The following is a 3,104-nucleotide window of genomic DNA, read 5'->3' as shown; positions in this document are numbered from 1 at the left end:
GAGCCTCGGAACCCTTAACAATCCCAAAACTTGTCGAATGGTCGGCTTAATAGCTCACGCTATGCCGACATTCGTCTGCAAGTTTAGTTAAGGGTTCTTCTCAACATCAATAAATTTTCTCGGCATAAATGCGTGTTCTTTTCTTGTCTGCCCAGTAGACAAAGTAGACCCAACTGTTATTGCTTTACAGGTCTATTTTTCGTCGTTATAATCTAGTTAAATCCCGTAAGGGCGCACTTATGCGTTCTAAAAAGAACGCGTAAAAAACCATAATCGACCTTCGTCAATTTTTATCTTAGTTTTAAGGAATCGGCGTTGTGGCGCAGATATAAAAATTAATACTGCACGAACTAGAATCGACGTTGTAGCGTAGATATAAAAATTAAGACTACATAGAAATTTAACTAAGATTTAAGCTACTAGTTTTTTGCTAGTAGCTTTTTTATTTTCTTAATTTTTAAATGCCTTTATTTTGAATTTTAAGGGGGTATTTAGAGCAAACTCTATATTTATATATTTTTATACCTGTATATTTATATATGTTTCTTAAAACGCAAATATGAGCAAAATAAGGGTACATCTTTCTGACATTTAACTTGTATTCAAAAGACATATTACTTAAGTTGCTAAAGTCATTTTAAATACAATCACTTGTACTTTTTAAACATAAGCCAGAAAAACGATATAACTTTTTTATATATTTTTCTAATTTGATTGGAACTCCCTAAAATTTATATAACTTAAAAAGTTAAATTGTTTATCTCATTTTTTGTACATAACCAGTGGCGAATTTTTCAGACACTGCCCATTTACATGCAAATTAAAATTTTCATGGTAAAACTGGTCAACCATGCCGGTTGAACGCTATAGTTCCTGCAGGGGCAAAAATACATAAAAAAACGCTAGCTTTTAAGCTTACGTTTAAAATCTTTTAAGTAATAATTTTGTTTTTCAAAATTCCAAATTGCAGTAATTGAATGTGCTTTTTCTTCTTCGTCTGTTGTTTTATCTTCGTCACTTGTATTAATTAAATTGCCATCTTCGGCATCGTCTAAATTTAAAATTTTATGTTTTTGTTTAAGCAATCCACCATAACTCAACATACGTTTTCGGTATAAACCTTTTTCTAAATCATTCACGATTTCCTGATTTCTTTCGTCATCATCAGTTAAAAAATCAGATGATTTAACCGAATATTTCGAGGTTTCTTTGATTGCTGCTTGAATATCTTTATCGCCTTTTTGATTTGGTTTGATCGCTTTAATATTTGCTACTGGCCGATAATTAACTTGTAATGCTTTTTGCCATAAATTAATCCAATCATTTTGAGAAATGTAATTCTCAGAACCTCTAAAATATTTACTTTCAACACACAATAAAACATGCATATGTTGATTATAACTACCGTCATTTTTATTAACTGTAACCTCTGTCGAACGCATAAAACCAATTAAATTTTTACTAACTTTTTTATATTTAAATAATCTTCTAAATGATTCAGTTAAATGTTTAAGACTTTTTTCTAAAGTATCTCCATCTATCGCATTTCGTGTTGATAGTGTAAGAAACAACCAACGTGCTTTCGGCTTTTCTTTAACCACTTCTTCAATCACTCTTTGAGCTTGATAACTATTTTTCATAGCACGCCTCCAATTACAAACTGGACACAATTTTGATTTACAAAACCATGTCTTATGTAACTTCAAATAACCTTCATCAGTAGGCTTGAACTCTAAGACGTTACCACATTGTTTTACGTTAAAAGCCTTTTTAATTTTTAAGATTTCTAGTATATCTGCATAACTTACATTATCGATTTTCTTTTCTCTCCACGGGCGTTGTTTCCCACTTTTCGTTAAGTCTTTTAGTGTTTTATTATCTTGATTTTCGTCTATATATTTTGTATGATTGTCTTGCATATAAAAAGACCTCCAGTATTTGATTTTAGCTCGACACTTTAATCTTATTACTGGAGTTTTTTTATGTCAAATTTTATTTTATACACTAAAAATCTTTCAAAACACTGTTACATCAAGCTTGAAACAACATTTTAAAAAAGAACGTTATTTCTATATAGTATCAAGACAAGAAGAAACTCGTTTTCAACTCGTTTTAAAACCACCAACCAAAACCTTAAAACTCATCGTAATTTCACTTAAGTTTTTCTTAATTATTCCTTCTTTTTCTACGTCACTTAAATTCCACGTTAAAGGCGTCATATCAAGTAATTTATTCAATTCTTCTTTATTTAATTTAACCTTATAACTAATGTCTATCATTTCAATTTTATTAAAATTAGCTTCAAATAAATCTATAACCTCAGAATTATCATAATCCTTATTTTTATGATTACTAAAGACTATATTCCTTATTTCTTTTAAATAATCACTATTAGGAATTATTTTTATCAATTTCCCCTCTTTATCTAGAACTCTTTTAAACTCATCATAATTAGAAGGGCTAAGCACATTAATTAAAAAGTCTACATTCCCATTCATAACTGGTATATCAGCTAGATCAGCAACCAACCAATTTATATTTTTATATGATTTTGCTGCTTTTTTTACACCTTCTTTTGCAATGTCTATACCTAAGAATTCATTTTCACCAAGAAATGTTTTACTAATTTCATTTAAAATATAACCCTCACCAGTACCAACATCTATCACATTATTTTTAGTTTTAATCTCATATTTTTTAATAATTTCTATGATTTTTGAAATTAATATCGAATACAAATTGCTACTATCATTCAATTCTCTTCTAGCAATAAACAATTTTTTATCGTATTTACTTTTTTTATGCCCTGAAATTAAATTCGAATAACCCTCTTTTGCAATATCAAAAGTATGGTTATTCTCACATGCTAAAGTTTTATAACCTCTCTTTAATTTTTCATCACATATAGAACACTTAAAAAACATATTCACACCTCCAATCAAATAATTATAAATAACAAAGTTGCTTTATTCCAATTGCTTAATAGACGTTGAGCCTCGTAACCCTTAACAATCCCAAAACTTGTCGAATGGTCGGCTTAATAGCTCACGCTATGCCGACATTCGTCTGCAAGTTTAGTTAAGGGATCTTCTCAACATCAATAA

At 29.3% G+C, this 3,104-nt stretch carries 2 protein-coding genes; both read right to left on the bottom strand.

The genetic code is table 11. The annotated features are described in order from the left end of the window. Positions 1–902 precede the first annotated feature (902 nt). A complete protein-coding gene (locus tag JVV30_RS00010; protein ID WP_204192881.1) occupies positions 903–1,919 on the bottom strand; it encodes a protein rep in 1,017 nt (338 codons plus the stop codon). A 183-nt stretch (positions 1,920–2,102) separates the two neighbouring features. Then, positions 2,103–2,924, bottom strand: coding sequence for a putative RNA methyltransferase (locus JVV30_RS00005; RefSeq protein WP_049948317.1), 822 nt, complete (start codon positions 2,922–2,924; stop codon positions 2,103–2,105). Positions 2,925–3,104 lie beyond the last annotated feature (180 nt).

Origin of the sequence: Staphylococcus sp. GDY8P47P (genome assembly GCF_016892225.1) — a bacterium.
Lineage (GTDB): Bacteria > Bacillota > Bacilli > Staphylococcales > Staphylococcaceae > Staphylococcus > Staphylococcus borealis.
The sequence above is the reverse complement of the archived record's forward strand: the minus strand, read 5'-3'. Positions and strand labels throughout refer to the sequence as shown.

Bases quoted from the DNA above. Each gene is read 5' to 3' on its own strand.
- JVV30_RS00010 (WP_204192881.1), bottom strand. From the start codon at position 1,919: ATGCAAGACAATCATACAAAATATATAGACGAAAATCAAGATAATAAA.
- JVV30_RS00005 (WP_049948317.1), bottom strand. From the start codon at position 2,924: ATGTTTTTTAAGTGTTCTATATGTGATGAAAAATTAAAGAGAGGTTAT.